This is a genomic window from Microbulbifer weihaiensis, assembly GCF_048323715.1.
Lineage (GTDB): Bacteria > Pseudomonadota > Gammaproteobacteria > Pseudomonadales > Cellvibrionaceae > Microbulbifer.
On record NZ_JBLWFL010000016.1, the window covers coordinates 98,765 to 119,983 of the forward strand.

The window sequence follows — 21,219 nt, forward strand, 5'->3', positions numbered from 1 at the left end:
ATACGAAGTAGTGATGGTTGATAAAAACTCGCGCGGCAGCCGCGCGCCCTTCCGTCGCGGCCTGGTATGGCTGCGCAATGACCTGCGCTGTGCCGACAACACCGCCCTGTATCGCGCCGACAAAGGCAGTGATGCGCTGGCAGCTGTGTTCATCGCCTGTCCGGAGACCTGGCGCAGCCACGGCGATGGCGACAACGTGGTGGCGTTCCGCCTGCGTTCGCTGCAGCATTTGCAGCAGGATCTGGCCGCGCGCAATATCCCGTTGTACTTCCTCGAACTGTCGACTTTTGCTCAGGTGCCTGCCGCGCTGGCGCAGCTTGCCCACAAGCTGCACGTCGACGCGGTGTTCGCAAATGCCGAGTATCCGCTGAATGAACGGAAGCGGGACGAGGCGGTGCGGGAATCGCTGAGAGAGGTTGGCGTGCCTGTGGAGTACTGCACCGACCGCACCCTGATTCCGCCGGGCAGCCTGACCACCAATAGTGGTGACGGCTTCAAGGTGTTCACTCCCTTCAAGCGCGCATTCATCGCCCGCCACGGCGATGAAGCGATGGATCCACTGCCCGCACCCCGCGCGCGTTCAGGTGACCATTTGCAGCTTTGGCCGGAGTGGCAGGCGCTGGAAGCCGAGAACAACCTGGTGCGCACAATCCCGAAAACCGTGGGCGATTACGGTGTGCCTGCGGGCGGCGCCGAGCGGGTGCTCGATTGGCCGGTGGGGGAGGCCGCGGGGCTTGCGCATCTCGAGACATTCTCGGAAAAGGTGGACGACTATCTCAAGCTGCGGGACTTTCCCGGCGTCGAAGGCACCTCGCGTTTGTCGCCGTACCTGAACTGCGGTGCGGTTTCCATTCGCCAGTGCGTAAAGATGGCGCTGGCGGAGAACGGTGGGCACTGGGTCGGGAAGAGTGAGGGGGCCAGCACCTGGCTGAGCGAACTACTGTGGCGGGAGTTTTACCAGCATCTTGTGGTGAATTTCCCGCGCGTGTGCCGCAACCAGCCATTCAAGCCTGAAACCGAGCAGGTTCCCTGGTCGCGGAGCAAGCACGACTTTGAGCGCTGGTGTGCCGGTGAAACCGGTGTGCCGATCGTGGATGCGGCCATGCGCCAGCTCAACCGCACCGGCTGGATGCACAACCGCTTGCGTATGGTGGTGGCCTCGTTTCTGACCAAAAACCTGCTGATCGACTGGCGCCGCGGCGAACACTATTTCATGCAGCAACTGGTGGACGCGGATTTCGCGGCGAACAATGGCGGCTGGCAGTGGGCAGCTTCGACGGGAACTGACGCTGTACCCTATTTCCGTGTCTTCAACCCCTACAGCCAGTCGAAGAAATTTGATGCGGAGGGCGACTTCATTCGGGTGTTTGTGCCGGAGCTTGCCCGGTTGTCCGCCAGGGATATTCACTGCCCACCGCCAGTGGACGGCTATCCGCCGCCAATGTGCAATGTGACGGACTCCCGCAAACACGCGATCGAAGTCTTTGCTAACTTGAAGTCTTGAGGAACCTCTGATTTATTCGGGGGGCGTGCGGGTTTTCAGGCACAACGGCACCCGGCATCCGCTGTACAGAAACGGTTCTGATAATTGAGTCGCCAATGAATCATAAAAAGCTGGTGAATTTCAGTCTCTTTGTTGCCGGGTGGTGGGTAGCCCTGCTTTACGGGAACGCAATGGCGCTCATAGCCCTGTTTCTGGTGCTTATGCTGCACTTCGTGATGTGGCGGGATATGCGGGATATCTTCCTGATTCTCGGTTTCATTTTCTGCGGGTTCGGCGTCGAGTGGGCATTTATGGCCAATGGCGTACAGGATTACCGATCCAACCTGCCCCCCGCCTGGTCAATCTGCATCTGGGCGATGCTCGCCACCACTATGCGCTACTCCCTGGGTTTCCTTATGCGTCGCCCATTGCACGCCGCGTTGACCAGCGTTATTGCCGCTCCTCTGTTTTATTTCAACAGTGTCCACTTCGGGCCGGCGGGCTGGGGGCGGCCAGTGTGGCAGTGCCTTGTGGCCATAGCCCTGGTCTGGGGGCTGCTGGCGGCATTTATCAGCGGCGTACTGGTGCCGCTGATCGAGCAGGGCGACAGCGCCTCCGAACAGCAGGTCCAGTAATCGGGCGATTCCGTTTCCGGCCATCGTCGCGGCAAAACTTCCCCAACGGCACTGGCCTATACTTGCCACGAAAATTTCCGTGGCAAGGAGGCCGCAGTGACTTTAACCGGGACAATACCCACTTCCGGAACCAGAGCAATGAGGGCGTTGGCCCTGTCCGCTGCCATCTGCGCCGTGTCCACCTCTGCCGCCGCCGAAGACGCAAGCCTTGGCCTTTACCGTTCACTCACTGCATTCGGCGACAGCCTTTCGGATGACGGCAACGCAGGGGTGTTTACCAACGCCGATCTTTTGGGGATTTATCCACGCCAGCCGGCGGTTTCCTATTTGGCGGACCGCCTTGGCCTGGGTACTGCCAATTCCTGTTTCGGCCTGGGCCCCGAATTCGGTGGCGCCATTCCCTGTGCACCGGCGGCGGGCTCACCGCAGCAGCAGTTTGAGCAGGTGGCGCAATCGGTGCTGCGCAATGGCGGTAATTGGGCTGTGGGGGGCAACCGCACAGCGGATGTGCTGTTGGATGTAGTCGGGTCGCAGCGGTTCCGGGCGCTGTTCCCGGACACCACGGTAGCGGATCACAATGTCCTCACCACCATACTGCCGGATGCCGGCCGCTGTGGCGAGGATGGCGTCTGTGACCCGGCGGCGGGGGAGAGCCCCTATTTGAGCGCGCAGGATACCCTGGCGGCCATCGCGGCGTTCGGCAATCCCGCGGCTCTGCAGGCACTGGTCGATGATCCCGACAATGACATCACACTGGGGGGCGTGCCCTTCGCCACTGGCCAGGGCTATTTAGCGCAGAATACCCCGGATCCGGACGGGCTCTATTTTTTACTGGGTGGTGGCAACAATATTCTTGACGGTGTGCGCCGCGGTGACCTGTCGGAGGATTCCATGGCGCGCGCGGCGACCTTTCTGTCCACCGCTGGTAGCGAGTTGAACCGGGCAGGCGCCGGTTATGTGGTGATGGCCAATGCGCCGCGTATCGGTCGTACCCCCGCGGTTTACGCCGAAGGCGCGGCCGCGGTCGCCTACGCCAACCTGGGGTCGGAATGGTTCAATGACGCCCTGCGCCGCCAGGTCAATGCGATCGGAGATATCCTGCTGCTGGATCTGCAGGGCATTATCGAACTCGCGGTAACAATGCCGGCGGCGTTTGGGTTTGCCAATATCGACCAGAGTGCCACCTGCTACACCAATTGCGCCAATCCGCACCCGGTGTACGGAGAAAATGGCAGCAACCCCAATCCGGACATGCTGGTGTTTTACGACGGTATCCACCCCTCACTGGCGGCGCAGAGGGTGCTGGCGGATTATTACTATGAAATCCTCATGGCACCGGTCGCTTTTGCGGTGCTGCCGGATCTGGGTTACCAGAACACCCGCCAGCACAAAATCAACATTGATCACCACCTGATCTCCCAGCGTTATCGCGACCCGGTTACCACCGTTTTCTTCGGTGCCAGTGTTGAGCATGCCGAGCTGGGCACTGGGTTGGCAATCAACGATGAGTTCCCGGCCTGGGACGGATTCCTCGGGATGAGTTTTGCCGGTTTTGAGCACCTCGAGTGGGGGCTCGGCATGTCCTACGGTGGCAGTGAATACGAGCCCCCGGATATCTTCCTCAAAGGCCGCAACTTCAACCTCTCGGCATTTGCGCGCTGGGACAACGGCTTTTACTTTGTCGACGGTGGGATTGGCTGGTCCGATATTGATTACGACGATATCGAGCGCACCATCCATCTCGGCAATAGCTTTTCCCATCGCCTGGATGCCGATACCAGTGGTGATGGCTTTAACCTCGCACTGCGCGCTGGCTATGACGCCAGTCGCAACCTCGACAGTCACATGGGGCCATTTGTGTCCGTAGATTGGACACAGATACGGGTGGATAGCTTCAGTGAGGACACCATTCCCGCCTATACCTATGAAGGCAATTATGGGGTGCGCCAGGATCCGCTTGGGCTCTGGGTACGGGGCCAGGAACGGGACTACCGCCGCTGCCGCGCCGGCTTCTTCTACAACAGCGCGAAATCGGCGGAGCGGCAGTGGTTTGGTGAATTCTGGCTCGAACACAACGCCGGCGACGACGAGCAGGATGTTCGAATTGGCGTCAATTCAATCCGCAATAACTGGGCGTATATGGCCGGCTATCGCAGCAAGAATGCCGGTTTCTTCCAGAATGGCGTGGGCGCCATGGTGGGGGTGAACGTCAACGACAACTTCCGTATCGCCGCGGATTTTCTGGTACGCCCGGATGACACCATTGGCGGGTTGAGTATCAATTATCGGTTTTAGATCGCGTTAACTGGATGGTGCGCTTTCCAGCAGTTTTACTTTTCCCGTGGCGCCGTATTCCATTTTCAGCGTATTTTCGTCGAACAGGGATATCTCAGCGCGGAATCGCAGCTGACGCTGTATTTTTTCTTCGATGCGCTGTTTAAGGCTGGTGCGGATCGCACTATCCGGCTGGCCAACACATTCCACTTTTACGCGTAACGGAGGTTGCACTACCGGGGATTCAGACTCTTTAAGAATGCGTACATTGCCTGTTACCTCGCCTTCGAAACTCATTACCAGGTCGCGCACGGCGGTGGGGAATACATTTACCCCCTTCACCAGCAACATGTCGTCAACGCGGCCGAGAATTTCAAAACGCATGCCCGGTAGGCCGCACTTGCATGGCGTCATGTGCACGCGCATCTTATCACCGTCCATAAACCGGATGAGCGGCCCGCACTCGCGATCTAGGCCCGTGTAGACAAACTCCCCCTCTGCGCCGTCTTCCCAGGGCAGCACAGTATTTGTTTCGCGATCGTACAGCTCGATGTAAGCACTGTCCGGCGCGATAAAGTGCATGCCGGCGTGCTCCCTGCACTGGCTGAAAATCGGGTTCAGGCAGCCGGTGCCGCCGCTCATATCGAAAATCGACGCGCCGCCGAAGCCCTCCGACAGCTCCCTGACAATTTCCGGTACGCTGCCACCGGGCTCGCCGTATACCACCAGGCTCTCTACACCCTGAATACTGAGGTCCACACCCAGTTCAGTGCGGGATTTCTTAAGCATCTGGCGTGCGAATGAGGGGGTGCACACGATAACCTGCGGGCGTGTAAGCTGGATCATTTCCACCACTTTCGCAGTGCCCACAAGACCGCCGATGGGAATTACATTGGCACCGAAAGAAAGCAGTGCATCGACCGTGGGTATACCGGCGACCCACATGCTCATCACACCAGCCATCATCACCTTGTCACCGCGCTTGAGACCGCACATCTCTGCCATGCGCGCGAAATTGCGCGAGATGATCTCCCGGTCTCTGGCGGTGTGTCCCTGAAAGCTCGGCGTCCCGGTGGTGCCAGATGACGCGCTCATGCGGTTGACCTCGCGGATATCGCAGGTCAGATGCATGCCCAGCGGATGATTGTGCTCCCTGAGCGACTGGGCCTGGCTCTCGCGCTCTTCATACTTGTCAAAGGTCGGATAGTCTTTGTATTGCTCGATGGAACTGAACTCGTGCGGGTTGACGCCGGCGCGATCAAATTTCTCGCGGTAATACGGAGATTCCTCGTAAACACGAATCAGCTGTTGTCTGAGCTTTTCGAACTGTAGCTGTTGCAACTCCGGGTGGTTCAGATCCAGGCGCTCGGCAGCTTTCCAATTGTCTTGCATTGCTGGGGGCTCACTAATATTGAGTTTGGAAACAGGCTCAGGCGCCAATAAATTTCGCTGCGCGCTTTTCCATAAACGCACGGCGCCCTTCCTGCACGTCGTGGCTGCGCATCAGCTGGTCGCGCTTGGCTGCACCGATAGCGGCGTTCTCATTAAAGCCACGGGTCTGCCCCAGTACTGCCATCTCTTTGGTGATCCGGTTGGCCAGCGGGCTCAAGGACGCTATTTTCTGTGCCCATTCCATTGCGGTCTCGAGCAGTTTGTCTTCCGCCACAACCAGGTTCACGAGACCGGTGCGGTAGGCCCAGGCCGCATCGCGGGCTTCGCCCAAAAGCAGCAGCTCCAGTGCGTTGGAAACCCCCATAATGCGTGCGCCATGCATGGCGGCGTTGATGGTGGGGATGCCGAGCTTGCTTTCCGGCAGCAGGAACTGGGCATTCTCGGTGCAGATACGCAGGTCGCAACCGAGTGCCATGCTCAGGCCTTCGCCCACGCAGTATCCCTGGATGGCGGCGATAATCGGCTTGTCACAGAAGTACTCGCCCTCAAGCTCCACGTCGAACACCTCTTTTGCCGCGTCGAGGTCACTTTCGTTGGCGAACTGGTCGAGCGCCTTGATGTCGACTCCCGCGGAAAAAGCGCGCTCTCCGGCAGCGGCGATTACCGCCACCCATGCGTCCTTGTCATCGCGAAAGCGGGCCGTGGCGGCATTGAATTCCCGGTACATATCCGGATTGAAGGTATTCATAGCCTCAGGTCGATTGAGGGTGATCAGCGCTACGTGCTCTTTTAATTCGTAGGTAACGACAGACATGCGAACTCCCGCTCTGGCGGCATGTGGCCACTCTTGTTATGAAAATTTTTATGTGTCAAAGACGGGATTATGTTGGCGGGTAGCGCGTCGGGCCATGACTTGCCAAGTCTGGCGGGAGAGGGTCGCGGACTAAAAGAATGTCGGCATATCTGGCGGTGCTATTCAGTGTACTGCTAATAGAACAGCTGACGGTGAGAAGGCGGTGGATCAAGGAGGTTATTGAGGTCCAGTGATTCGTCCTCCGGGCAAAATGTCATTACCAGGAGGTCGGGAATTGCAGAAAAGGCCAGGGGGCCAAGCAAGTTCTCAATATAGCTGTGCACCCGGAAACTCTGCACGCCGTTGCCGAGACTCAGGTTGACTCTGAACTCTTTACCCGCGAGGCGCGATGCAGCCTGCTGCTGCCAGTTTTCACCTACATAGGGGGAGTTCTGCAGACGTGCCAATAATTTGGCGATCTTGTGGTTCTCGTCGTCGCAAAAAAACAGCCATTGCTGAAGCGCCAACATCAATACGGTGAGGGTGCCGCCCCAGTCCTGTGGCACTTGGCTGGCATCGGCCCAGCTGAACAAAAAATCGAAAAGGTTGCTGTCGTCCAGCTCTCCCCTGGGGTCCAGCCTGTGTTGCAGGCCTGCCCAGGCTCGATTGACCATTAATATGTCGCCGGTCATATCCACCACTACTGCGGGGTTGGGGTCCAGAGCCTTGAGGCCGAGAATGACTTCTTCACGGCGATGGGCAAATTCTGGAGAGTGGAAGTCCATCTCATAGGACAGTTCGGTATAGCCCGCGAAGAGCATCAGGTTGATGGTGTCGCGCTGCCCCAGGTTGAGGGCCTGTGCGATCCGCAACACCATTTCTTTACTCGGCTGCGCATCCCCTTTTTCCAGGCGACTGATATGGCGGCTGGCTGAGTCGATACGGTGCGCCAGCTCCTCCTGGCTCAACTGGTACACTCCGCGCCAAAACCGGAGGACGCGGCCAAACGGCACGCTGCGGCTTTCACTGGGGGGGTGTTTTTTTGAGCTCAAAGCGTTACTCCCGGGGCGTCAATCTAATGCACGATGGATTCTGCCCGGGACCGTGGGGTTGTCAACCGGACTTGTAAAGTCGTGTTCCTCCCCAGGGGGCAGAAAGATAATTCGAGAACCCTTGAACAGGTGCCTTTCGGTCGTAGACCCAGTCAAAGGTTATGGCACTTGCACAAACATAATAAGAATCAGGAGATCGGCGATGTCCAAATCCCAAGAGTATGGCGGCTCAACCGCCAAGCGCCTCGCCCCTGCGATGGCAATTTCCCTGCTGGCCGCTGCAGTGCACAATGCTGCGGTGGCCCAGGACGCAAGCGAAAGCTGGGGTATCGAAGAGGTTACCGTCACTGCCCAGAAGCGGAACCAGGGCAGCCAGGATGTGGGTATCGCAGTCGCCGCACTCTCTGGTGACAGCCTTCGTGAACAGCGAATCACCAAGCCTGAAGATCTCGCCAACGTAATCCCGAATGTCAGCAGCCTGAATATTTCCGGTGGTGGTATGCCGATCATCGTGGTGCGGGGTGTTGGCCTGCAAAACTTCCGCGTCAATGACAGCCCAACCACCGCCTTCTATGTCGACGAGGTCTATCAGACTTCCATTGTGTCGGCAGACTTTACCATGTTCGACCTGGAGCGGGTCGAAATGCTGAAAGGCCCGCAGGGCGGCCTTTACGGACGCAACACGATCTCGGGCGCCATGCAGTTGATTTCCAGAAAGCCCGAGGTGGATGAGGCAGCTGGTGGCTATCTCAACGCTGAGTACGGCAGCTATAACCGTCGCCAGTTCGAGGGTGCTATTTCTGCGCCGCTCGGTGAAACGGTCGCGGTGCGTTTCAGTGGCCGCATGGAGCAGAGTGACGACCGCGATTACAACAGCGTTAGCAACGATTTTGAGCACGGAGAGACAGATCGCTGGGCTGGCCGCGCACTGTTGCGTGCCACGCCGAACGAAAATACCGACCTGCTGTTCAAGATCCACGGTGGTGCCGACCAATCTGAGCTGCCGCTGCTGCAACCGGTAGCCACCTTTGCCGACCTGGGCACGGTGGGGCCTGTGCCGCCATACTCCAACGTGGGCGTGGGCTCGGCCTTGGGCATGCTGTGTGACTCTTTAGCGTCCGGCAATGGGGTAGGCGAGAACTGTGCCTACAACACCGGCAACAGCGCCGCAGACTACGGCATTACCGGTGACTACGATTCCGCTGCGGATCTGGGCGGCTTCCTGGATAACAGCTGGCAAGGCGCGAGCGCGCACGCGGCATTTACTTTTGGCGACTACGTACTCAGCTCGATCAGCGCCTACGACAGCATCACGTATCGCCGGGTCGCCGACCTGGATGGCCTGCCGGTCGAGCACGCCCACAGCGACTACAACACCGAGATCGAAGCCTGGTCGCAGGAGTTCCGCCTGGCCTATGAGGGCAGCGACACCATCAATTGGGTGGTTGGCGTCAACTATGCGGCAGATGACCTCAGTGAAGCCACTTTCTTGCTGGGCAAAGACGGACTGCTGCCGGTCGCCTACAACGGTGCAGAGTACCTGTTCCAGACTTACGAGCAGGGCACTGAGGCGAGTTCCATATACGGCCACGCTGAGTGGCGTTTTAGCGAGGATTGGAACCTGGTCGGCGAGCTGCGCTACACCGACGAGGACAAAACGTTCGATGGCGAGGAACGCTTGTACATTCCTGCGGCGGGCGGAGAGGTGCCATTTCTCGCCTATGAAGGCAAGGCGTCATTCAGCGACCCCAGTGGCAAGCTCGCCCTCGAGTGGACTCCCGACGAAGATATGCTGATCTATGCCAGCGTCTCCAGAGGGTTCAAGACCGGCGGCTTTTTCGGCGGCCTGGCCACCAGCATCAACCAGTTCGAACCCTATCAGTCGGAAACGATGACCGCCTATGAAGCGGGCTTTAAAAGCGACTGGGTGGATAGCAAGCTGCGCCTGAATGGCTCTGTGTTCTTCTACGACCGCAGCGATGTGCAGCAGAGCGCTACGGATACCAGCGGTATCACCCAGGTCACGCGGCTCACCAACGTCGGTGATGTGGACGCCAAGGGTGTGGAAATTGACCTGATCTTCCAGGCCACTCGCAACCTGAACCTGCAATTGGGGCTCGGTTATACCGACTCGGAGATTGTCGACAGCGACCTCGTCAGCGCCACCATTCCGGGTATGCCCGAGAGTTCAATTGAGGGTACCAATACCCCGAATTACTCCAAATTGAGTGCGAACTTCCTCGGCAAGTACGAGCGCGAACTCTCCAGCGCTTTGTATGGCCGCGTACAGCTGGAGGTGTCGCACCGCTCGGAGCGCGACCTGAACCTGGTGACCAACCCGCAGGAGTCAGTACTGCTCACCGAGCCCGGGTACACCCTGACCAACCTGCGCGCGGAACTCGGTTCCAGTGCGGGCGTCTGGGCGCTCGGCCTGTTCGGGGAAAACCTCACCGATGAGCGCTACCGCACCCTGATGCGTGACAACGGCCTGCGCGGTATGCACACTCTGTACGGCAACCCACGGACATGGGGCATGTCACTGACTTACAACTGGTAAGTCTATTTTCCACGCACGGATAGGCGGCGGCACTGTTGTCGTCGCCCGCAGAACTTCCCGATCCCAGGCCGAATCACCCCGACGGCGATTCGGCGCTCTCAAGTGCCCAGGGTGTGCCGGGCAAGAGTAGTACCATGCAAAACAAGAATAGCGAAGACACCCGCGACGCCTTTTACCTGACCCGCTGGTTTGCCTGCCTACCGCTACTGGTCATGGTAGTCCCGGCAATTGCGCTCAGCCTGCGGGGTGTGCTTTCCGCCGATGTGATGATTGCCGGCGGTGTGGCCGGTCTGATGCTCGGCTCCCTGTTCGCTCGCCGCAAGAAGGAGTACTGGGGGCATGTGACGAGATCCCTGGGGGACTCTACCGGGTTGCTGGTGTTTGCCCTGTTCCTGCTGGTGGGAATCTACGGCAAGCTGCTGGGCGAGGCCCGGTTGGCCGAGGGGCTGATCTGGCTGTCCGGGCATTTGCAGGTGGGGCCGGCTCTGTTCGCACTCTTTATTTATGTTGCCTGCTCTGTGCTGGGCACCGCCATGGGTACATCTGTCGGCATTGTGCTGATTATGACCCCGGTCATTTACCCCGCTGCGGTGGCACTGGGGGTGCACCCGGTAATCGCCGCCGGCGCCATTCTGAGCGGCGCGGCCACCGGCGACCACTTCGCGCCGGTATCCGACACCACCATCATTTCCAGTAGTACCCAGCATTACAAATTCCAGAAGCGCTGCGCCGAAGTAGGCGAAGTGGTACGCGCGCGTATGATCTACGTGATCCCCGCGTTCCTGATCAGCTGTGCGCTGTATTTTCTGGCGGGCAGCTTTAGCGCCCGGCCGGCATTGGAAACGGGCAGCGCGCTGATTTCTGGCGCCAGCCCTCGCGGGCTGATCATGCTGCTGCCGATGGTCGTGGTGATCTGCACCGCACTCAGCGGGCGCAGTGTCTTTGAAGCGCTGACCTACGGGTGCCTCAGTGCTATCGCGCTGGGTGTGGGCTCTGGCCTGCTCAGCTGGGAGCAGCTGTTTTACATAGACGGGCGCGAGTTAAAGGGCGTTATCACTGAAGGCGCGGTACAGAACCTTCCCACCATCGTGCTGATCGTATTGATGATGGGCGCCTACGGGGTGATGCGCGTCCATGGTGTACTCGACAGCCTGGTGAATGGTATCAAACGGTATACCGGTGACAGCGCGCGTTCCACGGAGCTGAGCATGGTGGGTATCGCTACTCTGTTGAACTTTCTGCTGGTGGGGCTGGTGGCGCGGGTTACCGTGGTGGCCGGCCCGATTTTCAATCAACTGGGGCAGGCGCAGAACCTGCATCCGAACCGCCGTGCCAATTTGCTCGACGGCATGGCCAACAGCTTCAGCTTTGTTATCCCCTGGCACGTCTGGCCGATGCTGATGCTGGTGACCATCGGACCGCTGCTGGAACAGTACGCCTTCCTGAGCGCGCCGGCACCTCTGGATTTTCTTTACAGCACCTTCTACCCGCTCGCTATCTGGGGCGTCATGCTGGTTGCCGCTGTCACCGGCTTCGGCCGCACCTATGAGTCCGCCGACTCTGCGCAACCGGTTTGCGAGCCCGCGCTTGTGACCCAGAGCGCCTTTTCAGACCCTGATATGCGTAATGCCGCAGTTTCTGCGGCCAACTCCCCCAAAAGATCGGGCTAATGCGAATTTAACCGTCCTGAAACGCCGTGAATTACCTCGCCGGTTGCTAACGTAGAAATATCGATAACAACCGAGACAGATGGAATTCTGAAGATGTATAGCCCCCGTTTCAGCAAGCAGAGCCAGGCCCTCCATTCCGCTGACGCCGATGTCTGGGCCGTCAGCGATCGCGCCCATGCCCTGGCCAACAAAGGCGAAGACGTCATCTTCCTTTGTGTCGGCGATCCCAATTTCGACACCCCGGAGCCTATCCTCGACTTCGCCCGCGCGCGCCTTGGTGTTGGCCGGACCCACTACTCACCGGCGGCGGGCGAGGCAATGCTGCGCCGTGCCATTGCCGATATCGAGAGCAAGGTCAGCCCGCACCCGTGCAGCCCGGACGACGTGGTGGTCTTTCCCGGCGGTACCAATGCCATCTTTGCAGTGCTTTCCTGTCTGCTCAATCCGGGAGAGCAGATCGTCATCCCCGAGCCCATGTACATCGGCTATGTGCCGATCACAGATGCGCTGCAGCTCGATGTGCGGAAAGTGGCGTGCCGGCCGGAAAAGGGCTTCGAGTTCGATGTCGAATCCATCAAACAGGCCATCAGTGATGATACCCGCGTGGTGATGATCAATACCCCGGTCAACCCCACCGGTGTCATGGCCACTCCGGAGCAATTGCGTGAGCTGGCCGCCTACTGTCGCGAGCGGGATGTCTGGCTCATTTCCGACGAAATGTATTCCATGATCACCTTTGCCCGCCGCCATACCTCCCTGCGCACCGCCGCCGAGCATCTGGACAATGTGATCGTGATTGATGGCCTATCCAAGTCGCATGCCATGAGCGGTTGGCGCCTGGGGTGGGCCGTTGCGCAGGGGCCACTGGTCGAGCGTCTGATCGAATTTGCCGGTGCGACCATTTTCGGTGTCCCGCAGTTTATTCAGGAAGCCGCGGCCTTTGCCCTGGAATTCGATACCTACTTCGTCAAGCAAATGCGCGAGGCCTATGAAAGACGCCGCGACCTGATTGTGGCGCGTATCCAGCAGATTCCTGGCCTGAGCTGCGAATCGCCGGATGCCGGTATGTTTGTGATGGTAGACGTCTCCGCGGTGGCGGAGAGCGGTGAGGCATTTGCCGAGGCACTGCTGGATGCCGAGCTGGTATCGGTGTTGCCGGGTAAGCCGTTTGGCCCCAGTGCGGTCAACCACATACGGTTGACGCTGGCGGCGGATGAGGCCGAACTTTCCCGGGCGCTGGATCGAATTGAGCGTTTTGTCATGAGTGGACGTCGCAAAGCTGGCTAAGCCTGAGAAATTCCATATCATGCGTGCCGGAGCCAAATGGTTTCGGCGGCAGGGGATTGCCGCTATCCTTCCCCTGAATTCCTATTCGTTGACAGAACAATACTGTGAAAATCGATCGGCACAATCTTCGTATCCTTGAAATCCTGCAGACCAATGCCCGCATCAGCAACCTGAATCTGGCGGAGGAGATAGGTCTCTCTGAAAGCGCTTGTTTGGCCCGGGTTAAAAAGCTCACCAATGAGAAATTTATTCGTGAGTTTCAGGCGGAGGTGAATCTCGACAAAGTCCGGCATGCGGAGTTTTATGTGAATGTGGCGCTCAAGCGCCAGGATGCCCGCACCAGCGAAAGCTTCCGCCGTGCGATCAACAAGATCGAGCAGATTGTGTCCTGTGTGAAAATGTCTGGCGAGTTTGACTACATGCTGCGCTTTGTATGCCCTGACGCGGGAGACTTTAACCGTGTTTCCGAGCAGCTGCTGGCGGATGAAGATGCGGCGATTACGCGCATGACCTCCCATCTGGTCATCGAAAAAACCAAGCCGTTTACCGGGTATCCGCTGGAGCTGTTGTTTCAGGATTGATACCCAGAGCATGGATCCGGTGCGCGCAGGCCACCGGATACACTTTACCCCCGATCGCTGAGCGAGGCTCATGCGATCAAGGAAAGCGTCCTGTCAATCAGCCACCAGGCTGCAAGTCCTCCCACCAGATAAGCGACCGGCAGGGCACTGGCTACCGCCGCGGTGTGTCCGGTACGCACTTCCCACTGCTGTACGGCAGGGAGTTGCCGGAATATCAGCATCAGGCCGCTAACCGCCAGAATAAACAGCAGCTGGCCGGCCTCCACTCCGATATTGAACAGCGCCAACGAGAGTGGGATCGCGTGCTGCGGCACGCCAATATCCGTCAGCGCACCGGCGAAACCGAGCCCGTGCAGCAAACCAAAGCCAAACGCCATTACCCAGGGCTTGCGAATTGCCAGGGTACTGCGCCCCTCAAGCTTGTGCAGAATCTCCGTCGCCACAAAAACAATGCTCAGGGCAATCACTGCCTCAACCGGGCCTTGGGGTAGTGCGACAACGCCGAGCACCGCGGTGGCAAGCGTTATACTGTGTGCCAGGGTAAATGCGGTGATGGTAACTGCCAGCTGTTTCCACCCGCTGACCAGCACCACCAGTGCCAGCACAAACAGCAAGTGGTCTATTCCCAGCAGAATGTGTTCGACTCCCAAGAAGAAATACATGCTCGCAACCTCCCTGTTGCCCGCTTTTTCCTCTACGCGTATTTGTGGCTGATCCGGTAACAGGCGTGCAACCTGTTCGCGGCCATCGAGCCAGGAAATACGTATCAGCACATCGGTCATGGTATTTTCCAGGCCGTCGATTTTTATATCGCTGCCCAGAAGGTCATCCGGATGATTTATCTGCCAGCGCTCCACATAAAATCCACTGGCGATCTGCGCCGTAGGCAGTTCAACCTGCCTGGTTTTGTCATCAAATACCGGGTAGAGCGCCAGGCGCATATCGCCACGAGCTGGTACGCGCCAGATTACATCGAAGGTACCCGGCGCGCTCTGCATCACGCTTAATGCGGCGGGCCGTAATTCATGGGTTTGGCCCAGTGCCGGTAGCAGAACAGCGAAAAACAGCATCAAGAGCTTTTTCATTGTCTGGCTACCTCTGTGGCGGGCGAGGCAATTTCAATCTGGTATTTTGCGCGCAGGGTTTCATATTGCGTTTGCAGTATTTTTTTCTGTTCTTCAATCTGCCAGTCCCGCAACACATCGGCACGAATTTCTGCGAGTTCAGGAACCTGCTGCGGTTGGTAATACGTAATGCGAACCAGATGCTCGCCGTAGGCGGAGGTGAGCGGGCCAGCCCACTGGTCCGGTTGCAGCTCCGCAAGCTGCAGGGAAAAACTGCCGCCAAATACGCGATCGATCCGCTCGCTGCTGAGTTTGGAAAAGCTGTGTTGCAGCAGGTTGTTGTCACCGAGCTCGCGGTAGTCCGCGCCGGCGACCAACTGGGTGAGCGCTATGCGGGCGTCTTCCGCCACTTGCGGACGTTTGTCGCTGTCGAGAAATATCTGCTCAAAGCTGTACTCGGCGGGTTGGGTGTAGTGATCAATGCGCTGCTGATAGTAGTCCTGAAGAATGGCGTCGCTGGGCTCAATGGCCTCAACCAGGTCTTTGGCAAGGAACTCCATCTTCATGCGCAGGCGCCGGCGTATCACGGTGTCGTTTTTATCCAGCCCCTGGCGGATGGCTTCCCGGTACAGCACTTCCTCACGCACGTAGTCGTCGATCAGCCCCTGTAGTTCCTGAGGCTCTGGAGGACGCTGCCAGCCCCGTTCAAACAGGGCGGCCAGATGATCGATTCGACTCTCGGAAATAACGATGCTTTCCGTGTCTATCGAATCCGAGCTGGAAAACAAACTGTTGATTCCGAAAAGTGCGGCGCCAATCAGTGCGAAGTGCAGGCTGGGATCCCTGCTCCAGTGAGATTTCATGCACTAGCTCCAGATTATTGGATTTATCGAAATGCGGCGAAAGCTGGAAATCCGGCGTCTTTTAAGATAGTTCATAGATACAAATTCGGTGGGAAAGCCGGGTGCCATCGGTGCACGCCGGGGGGGCGCAACTGTGGGGGTTCGGTATGCACGTGGATCTCACTACACTGATGGACGTGGCGCCACCAGCGACGGTGGTCGTGTGGCAGAACCACAGGTCACACAATTTGGTGAGCACCGCACTACAGACGAGGGTGAAGCAAATGAAGCAATGGGTCTTGGCCGCCGGTATGGCGCTGTTTGTCGCGGGAGTCGTGCAGGCGGATCCGGTGGAAGAGAAATATGAGAAAGCCTGCAAGGTGTGTCATGTCGCTGGTGTCGCCAATGCGCCCAAGGTGCACGACATCGAAGCCTGGAAACCGCGGCTGGATAAAGGCATGGACGCATTGCTCGCTTCGGTCAAAAACGGCCTCAATGCGATGCCGCCCGGCGGCATGTGCAGCGACTGCTCCGATGAGGACTACAAGGCTTTGATCAAGTTTATGTCGTCGCCTGAGCAATAACCCTCTTTGCAGCCCGTTGCACGGTTGTTATTTGCGGGCGTCGGCGTTAGGCTCGCGGGCACTCCAGTTACATCGGAAACTACCGTTAACGGGCTGCAGTAGTGACTAAAAACTGCTTGCTGTTCACTGCGGTCGGTTGAGCCGTTTAACCTGTTTTTGAATTTGCGTACCGGCGCTGTTGCCGGCGCCGCAGTACCCTGACGACGCTGTAATGACCAACGAAGATAAACGCCCCCTTTATATTCCCCACGCCGGCCCTTCATTGCTGGAATTGCCACTGCTGAACAAGGGCAGTGCGTTTTCCCTCAAAGAGCGCATCGAGTTCAACCTCATCGGCCTGTTGCCGAACAATGTTGAGAGTATCGATGAGCAGGTTCGCAGGGCTTACCACCAGTACCAGCAGTGCAAGAGTGATCTGGATCGCCATATCTTCCTGCGCGCGATCCAGGACGATAACGAAACCCTGTTCTTCCGCCTGATCGTCGAGCATATCGAAGAGATGTTGCCGATCATCTATACCCCGACGGTGGGGCAGGCGTGCGAAGAGTTTTCCAATATCTACCGCAATCACCGCGGCCTGTTTGTCTCCTATGCCGACCGTGAGTACATGGACGACATCCTGCGCAGTGCGACCAAGGATAACGTGAAGGTGATTGTGGTCACCGACGGCGAGCGTATCCTGGGTCTCGGAGACCAGGGCATCGGTGGCATGGGGATTCCCATTGGCAAGCTGTCCCTGTACACCGCCTGTGGCCGTATCAGTCCGGCCTATACCCTGCCGGTAATGCTGGATGTGGGTACCAATAACCGCACGCTGTTGAACGACCCCATGTACATGGGCTGGCGCCACGAACGCATCTCCCAGGAAGAATATGACGAGTTCATCGCTGACTTCATGGCAGCAGTAAAGCGCCGCTGGCCGAAAGTACTGGTGCAGTTTGAAGATTTTGCCCAGACCAATGCGATGCCGTTGCTTGAGCGCTACCGGGACGAAATCTGCTGCTTTAACGACGACATCCAGGGCACGGCCTCGGTTTGCCTGGGCACGGTGTTGGCGGCCAGCAAGGCCAAGCAGGAAAAGCTCGGCGAACAGCGGGTGCTGGTGGTTGGTGCCGGCTCCGCCGGCTGCGGCATCGCAGAACAGATCGTCAAGGCGATGGTAGAAGAGGGCATGGCGGAAGACGCGGCCCGCAAGCAGCTGTTTATGTTCGACCGCTACGGGCTGGTCACCAGTGATATGAAAAACCTGCTCGACTTCCAGGCGCGACTGGCCCGGCCAGCCGACGAGTTCCCGGAAGCCGGTGACTGGGATCTCCAGCAGCTGATTGAACAGGTTCGCCCCACGATCATGATTGGCGTATCCGGGCAGGGTGGCCTGTTTACCCAGCCGGTGGTCGAGGCCATGCACAAGGGCTGCCCGCGCCCGCTGATCATGCCGCTGTCCAACCCCACTTCCCGAGCCGAAGCGACACCGCTGGAGATCCTGACCTGGACGCGCGGCGAGGCTATGGTGGCCACCGGTAGTCCGTTTGAACCGGTGGAAATCGACGGCGTGCGCCACACCATTGCCCAGTGCAACAATGTGTATATCTTCCCGGGGGTGGGGCTGGGCGTGATCGCAGCCGGCGCACGCCGGGTGACCGACAACATGCTGATGGCGGCTTCCAACGCCCTGGCGGAGCACGCGCCAGTGGTGAAAAGCGCCGAAGGTGCGTTACTGCCGCCGCTGGCAGAAATTCGCGATATCACACTCTATATCGCCCGCGCTGTCGGCCTGCAGGCGCAGGAGGATGGCGTGGCGCCGAAAGTGAGCGAGGAGCGGCTGGAGGCGTCAATCGAACGCAACTCGTGGTCCCCGGGCTATCGCAAGTACCGCCGCCGCTCGATCTGAGCCTGAGCGCCGGAACCAGCCAAAGCGCCTCATCAGAGGCGCTTTTTTTTGCCGATAAAAAAAGCGGCCGGAGGGGCCGCGTAAGAATGCGGTTATCTGCCGATCAGCCGCAAGAACACCGTGTACTGGTAAACCGGCAGCTTTAGCCCCGGCTTACCGCATAAACTGGATTTGCAGGAGCTGCCCTGAGGACGGGTTGGTGACTGGGCTAAGTGTCCACAGAACAGCCCTGCCTAGAAAGTCTGGCCCAGTCCTGTCGGTTTGGCTTATGGAATCTGAAAAAACATTGACGGATTTTTTCTCCAGCGCTAAATCTTGCTGAAATCGCCGTTTTCCAATCGGTTCCCGTCCGCTTGTCGGCTGAACTCCCCATCGACAGCCTGGCGGAATACGTCTTTGTAATCCTTGAATTCGGTTCCCATCCAGCGATCCCACCAGGTGAAATAGAACCCATAATTGCCCCGAAACCGCTGGTGGTGGAGGTCGTGGTGGGTGGTGGTTGTCATGAAGTCCAGGGGCCCATCGACCCAGCCCTTGGGGTGAAACTCGCATCCGGCATGCAGCATCGTATTGCGGAAGATCATGATGAAAACGAATGCCAGCCATACCAGCACATGCAGTGGCATGAGCATCAGCACCAGAGGTGAGAAAATCGCCATCAGCACACCTTCGCCAACCGAGAAACTGTAGGCTGCCCACGGGGTTGGCGTGCGTGACAGGTGGTGCACGCGATGAAAGTGCCTGAAGAGCCTGGGGTGATGCATCCCCCGGTGGGCCCAGTAGAAGTAGGCGTCATGCAGCAGGAGCACAGCAGGCAGGCTGAGCAGATTCCACCACAGCGGGTAGTCGCTCCACTGCCAGTACAGGTGTATCAGCCCCCAGCTGCGCAGGATACTGGTAATCACGCCCACGGTCGCAAAGATGGCGATGGTCAGCATGGAGTAACTGACTTCGCGGCGAATATCTTTCCAGTTGGCGCGGCGTTTCTGCAGACGCCGGCGGTTCATCCAGCGGCGAAACAGTAAGCTTACGGCCAGGCTGAGTACGGTCGCTGCGAGTAAATAGCGGAAAAGATCGCGCTGGAAGCTCTCGCTCCAGATACTTGCCAGATCCAGCAGAAATTCCATAGGCCCACCGTTTTATTGTTTTTTGGCTTCCCTCTAGCGACGGGCAAATGGGGCCCGTTGCTAGCCGATGGTGGGAGTTTGGTGGATCCCCGGATGTTGTGCTTACGGAAAAGCAAAAACTGCTGACGGATTTTGAAATAACCGGATTTATTCTGGGAGTCGCTCGCGGCGGTATTCCGTTGGCGTACATTCGTGGCGCCGTTTGAACGCAGCGTTAAACGGGCTCAATGAGCGATAGCCGATGTCCAGGACGATCGTCAGTATGGGCAGGTGCGCCTCATCGGGATCCGCAAGGCGGCGACTGGCCTCATCGATGCGGAACTGGTTGAGGTACTCGTTGAAGTTGCGGTAACCGAGATGGCGGTTGATCAGCACCCGCAATACGTGTTCGCGGGCGTCCAGCTGTGCAGCCAGTTCGCGAATGGTCAGTCCGGTATGCCGGTATCCCCCGTTATTCATGTGTGCCTGCAGTTTTTCCAGCAGCAGGCGCTGGGGCTGATCCAGTTTCGCCGGTTCTTCCGTCTCTTGCGCGGTTTCTGCTGCCGCTTCGCCGGTGGGCGGGAGGGATTCTTCCAGTGCCCGCGGCGAAAGTGCCAGTAACCACAGGCTGGCGGCGAATGTGAGCATGGATACGAGTACAACGTGAAGCATGGGCACGCCGCGCGGCACCTTGTGATAGCTGAACGCAAACTCGGCGAATACCACGATCAACATATAACCGCCAATGGCAATCAGCAGGGCAATCCGCAACTGGCGTCGCTCGGCCACCAGGTCTGAGTGCAGCTGCTGTAGCAGGGTGGAGAGCCCGGCGCCGATAAGGACCAGCTTCAGCGGTTGGGCGAGTACGTAAAAAGCGGGATGCAGGTTGAGGTGGCTGGCGAGATCGATGGTGATGTCGGCGGCAATGAGCCACCAGCCCCAGTGCGGGAAATCCTGGCTTTCACTGCACAGTGCATGAGTGAACAGCCAGAATGCGGCCGGCGTGACCATCACCGGCAGGGCGAGCAGCAGGTCGAGGGCGGGGTGAGTGACATTGAGCAGTGGCCGCAGCAGGTAAAACATGGCGCCACAGACAAGCACCAGTAGCCAGGTGCTGCCGCTATGGCGGTTGCGGCTGATGCCAATTCTCGCTGCGGCTAACAGCAACAGGCTGCAGGAGGCACCGGTAAAAAACTCGTAACTCACAGCCTACCTCTATCGATCGTTTCTATTGTTAAGTTCAGCGCCAGCGGTCTGCCCAGGCGTCGAGGACTTTGCTGCTGTACGTGTGGCGGCCATAGCTGCCGTTATAGTACGCGAGGGCGTTGGCCAAATTGCCTTTGGCCTTGCCGATATAGTGCTTGAGAATGGTGCAGCCGTAACGGAGGTTGGTGTCCATGTCGATCAGGTTGTCGTCAGGGCGGCCGATTTCGTTTTTCCAGAACGGCATCACCTGCATCATGCCCTGCGCACCCACCCGGGATACGGCGTAGGGATCGAATGCGCTTTCGATCTGAATTACGGCGAGGACGATCTCGGGCTGCAGGCCCGCCCGGGTTGCTTCCCGGTGAATGGCTTTCAACACCCGCATGCGCTCCTCTGGCGCCTTGATATAGCGGGCCAGGGGCTGCGATTTCGACATCAGCCAAACTTCGGCATCGAAGCGGTCGGCAAAGGAGTCCGCTTCAGTTACTGCGCCTTTCAATGCGAGCAGCAGCTCCGGATCCACCTTTTTAACTTGGGCGGATACGCTGGCGCTGAGCAGGCATAGCAGCAGTGAGGCGAGGGCTGTTCTTATCATGGGTTGGGATTTTACGGGAAGGGCGGGGCTTTCGGAACTGCACCTTGCAGGCTTTGATGCTGGTTTGGTGGCGGCCCTGCTACCGGGTGCACATTTGCGGGACACGCCATAATACCCATCCCTGGGGGCTCGTCTGCGGCCGTCCCGCTGGAGAGGCTCGCACGGGAAAAGCAGGTGAGTGGCTACGGGCTGGAAATTGACCCGGAC

General features: G+C 58.5%; 17 protein-coding genes. 9 read left to right on the top strand and 8 right to left on the bottom strand.

The window, feature by feature from the left end; translation table 11 throughout:
• The first annotated feature begins 13 nt into the window (after positions 1 to 13).
• The 3 genes from ACNKU7_RS15645 to ACNKU7_RS15655 all read left to right on the top strand — a co-directional run bounded on the left by ACNKU7_RS15645 (position 14) and on the right by ACNKU7_RS15655 (position 4,413).
• Positions 14 to 1,504, top strand: coding sequence for a cryptochrome/photolyase family protein (locus tag ACNKU7_RS15645; protein WP_418297934.1), 1,491 nt, complete (start codon positions 14 to 16; stop codon positions 1,502 to 1,504).
• 95 nt (positions 1,505 to 1,599) lie between these two features.
• The gene (locus ACNKU7_RS15650) at positions 1,600 to 2,118 is read left to right on the top strand and encodes a DUF2878 domain-containing protein (RefSeq protein WP_418297935.1); all 519 of its coding nucleotides are present in this window, start codon (positions 1,600 to 1,602) and stop codon (positions 2,116 to 2,118) included.
• A 138-nt stretch (positions 2,119 to 2,256) separates the two neighbouring features.
• Positions 2,257 to 4,413: an autotransporter outer membrane beta-barrel domain-containing protein gene (locus ACNKU7_RS15655; protein WP_418297936.1), complete on the top strand. Its 2,157-nt coding sequence runs from the start codon at positions 2,257 to 2,259 to the stop codon at positions 4,411 to 4,413.
• A 6-nt stretch (positions 4,414 to 4,419) separates the two neighbouring features.
• On the opposite strand, the gene ACNKU7_RS15660 is transcribed toward ACNKU7_RS15655, so the two are convergent.
• The 3 genes from ACNKU7_RS15660 to ACNKU7_RS15670 all read right to left on the bottom strand — a co-directional run bounded on the left by ACNKU7_RS15660 (position 4,420) and on the right by ACNKU7_RS15670 (position 7,590).
• A complete protein-coding gene (locus ACNKU7_RS15660; RefSeq protein WP_418297937.1) occupies positions 4,420 to 5,784 on the bottom strand; it encodes a phenylacetate--CoA ligase family protein in 1,365 nt (454 codons plus the stop codon).
• A gap of 37 nt (positions 5,785 to 5,821) precedes the next feature.
• Positions 5,822 to 6,598, bottom strand: coding sequence for an enoyl-CoA hydratase/isomerase family protein (locus ACNKU7_RS15665; protein WP_418297938.1), 777 nt, complete (start codon positions 6,596 to 6,598; stop codon positions 5,822 to 5,824).
• Positions 6,599 to 6,771: 173 nt separating this feature from the next.
• Positions 6,772 to 7,590 (bottom strand): helix-turn-helix domain-containing protein, encoded by an 819-nt coding sequence (locus tag ACNKU7_RS15670; RefSeq protein ID WP_418297952.1) that lies wholly within the window; start codon positions 7,588 to 7,590, stop codon positions 6,772 to 6,774.
• Between the two features lie 241 nt (positions 7,591 to 7,831).
• On the opposite strand from ACNKU7_RS15670, the gene ACNKU7_RS15675 reads away from it, so the two are divergent.
• The 4 genes from ACNKU7_RS15675 to ACNKU7_RS15690 all read left to right on the top strand — a co-directional run bounded on the left by ACNKU7_RS15675 (position 7,832) and on the right by ACNKU7_RS15690 (position 13,724).
• Positions 7,832 to 10,186 (top strand): TonB-dependent receptor, encoded by a 2,355-nt coding sequence (locus tag ACNKU7_RS15675; RefSeq protein ID WP_418297939.1) that lies wholly within the window; start codon positions 7,832 to 7,834, stop codon positions 10,184 to 10,186.
• Positions 10,187 to 10,320: 134 nt separating this feature from the next.
• Entirely contained in the window at positions 10,321 to 11,856 is a 1,536-nt protein-coding gene (locus ACNKU7_RS15680) for a Na+/H+ antiporter NhaC family protein (protein WP_418297940.1), read from the top strand.
• Positions 11,857 to 11,949: 93 nt separating this feature from the next.
• Positions 11,950 to 13,143 carry a pyridoxal phosphate-dependent aminotransferase gene (locus ACNKU7_RS15685; RefSeq protein WP_418297941.1) on the top strand — a complete coding sequence of 398 codons (1,194 nt, stop codon included), beginning with the start codon at positions 11,950 to 11,952 and terminating at the stop codon, positions 13,141 to 13,143.
• A 104-nt stretch (positions 13,144 to 13,247) separates the two neighbouring features.
• Positions 13,248 to 13,724 carry an Lrp/AsnC family transcriptional regulator gene (locus ACNKU7_RS15690; protein ID WP_418297942.1) on the top strand — a complete coding sequence of 159 codons (477 nt, stop codon included), beginning with the start codon at positions 13,248 to 13,250 and terminating at the stop codon, positions 13,722 to 13,724.
• 68 nt (positions 13,725 to 13,792) lie between these two features.
• Here the strand turns inward: ACNKU7_RS15690 and ACNKU7_RS15695 are convergent, their stop codons facing one another.
• Both ACNKU7_RS15695 and ACNKU7_RS15700 read right to left on the bottom strand, forming a co-directional pair.
• Entirely contained in the window at positions 13,793 to 14,809 is a 1,017-nt protein-coding gene (locus ACNKU7_RS15695) for a HupE/UreJ family protein (protein ID WP_418297943.1), read from the bottom strand.
• The gene (locus ACNKU7_RS15700) at positions 14,806 to 15,651 is read right to left on the bottom strand and encodes a peptidyl-prolyl cis-trans isomerase (RefSeq protein WP_418297944.1); all 846 of its coding nucleotides are present in this window, start codon (positions 15,649 to 15,651) and stop codon (positions 14,806 to 14,808) included. The genes ACNKU7_RS15695 and ACNKU7_RS15700 overlap by 4 nt, the downstream gene beginning before the upstream one ends.
• Positions 15,652 to 15,914: 263 nt before the next feature.
• On the opposite strand from ACNKU7_RS15700, the gene ACNKU7_RS15705 reads away from it, so the two are divergent.
• Entirely contained in the window at positions 15,915 to 16,214 is a 300-nt protein-coding gene (locus ACNKU7_RS15705) for a c-type cytochrome (RefSeq protein WP_418297945.1), read from the top strand.
• Between the two features lie 211 nt (positions 16,215 to 16,425).
• Positions 16,426 to 18,105: an NAD-dependent malic enzyme gene (locus tag ACNKU7_RS15710; RefSeq protein WP_418297946.1), complete on the top strand. Its 1,680-nt coding sequence runs from the start codon at positions 16,426 to 16,428 to the stop codon at positions 18,103 to 18,105.
• 308 nt (positions 18,106 to 18,413) lie between these two features.
• Here ACNKU7_RS15710 and ACNKU7_RS15715 read toward each other — a convergent pair whose 3' ends face one another.
• The 3 genes from ACNKU7_RS15715 to ACNKU7_RS15725 form a co-directional block, all read right to left on the bottom strand.
• Positions 18,414 to 19,232, bottom strand: a complete 819-nt coding sequence (locus ACNKU7_RS15715; protein ID WP_418297947.1) for a sterol desaturase family protein — start codon at positions 19,230 to 19,232, stop codon at positions 18,414 to 18,416.
• A 147-nt stretch (positions 19,233 to 19,379) separates the two neighbouring features.
• Positions 19,380 to 20,417 carry a helix-turn-helix transcriptional regulator gene (locus ACNKU7_RS15720; RefSeq protein ID WP_418297948.1) on the bottom strand — a complete coding sequence of 346 codons (1,038 nt, stop codon included), beginning with the start codon at positions 20,415 to 20,417 and terminating at the stop codon, positions 19,380 to 19,382.
• A gap of 34 nt (positions 20,418 to 20,451) precedes the next feature.
• Positions 20,452 to 21,012, bottom strand: a complete 561-nt coding sequence (locus tag ACNKU7_RS15725; protein WP_418297949.1) for a lytic transglycosylase domain-containing protein — start codon at positions 21,010 to 21,012, stop codon at positions 20,452 to 20,454.
• Positions 21,013 to 21,219 lie beyond the last annotated feature (207 nt).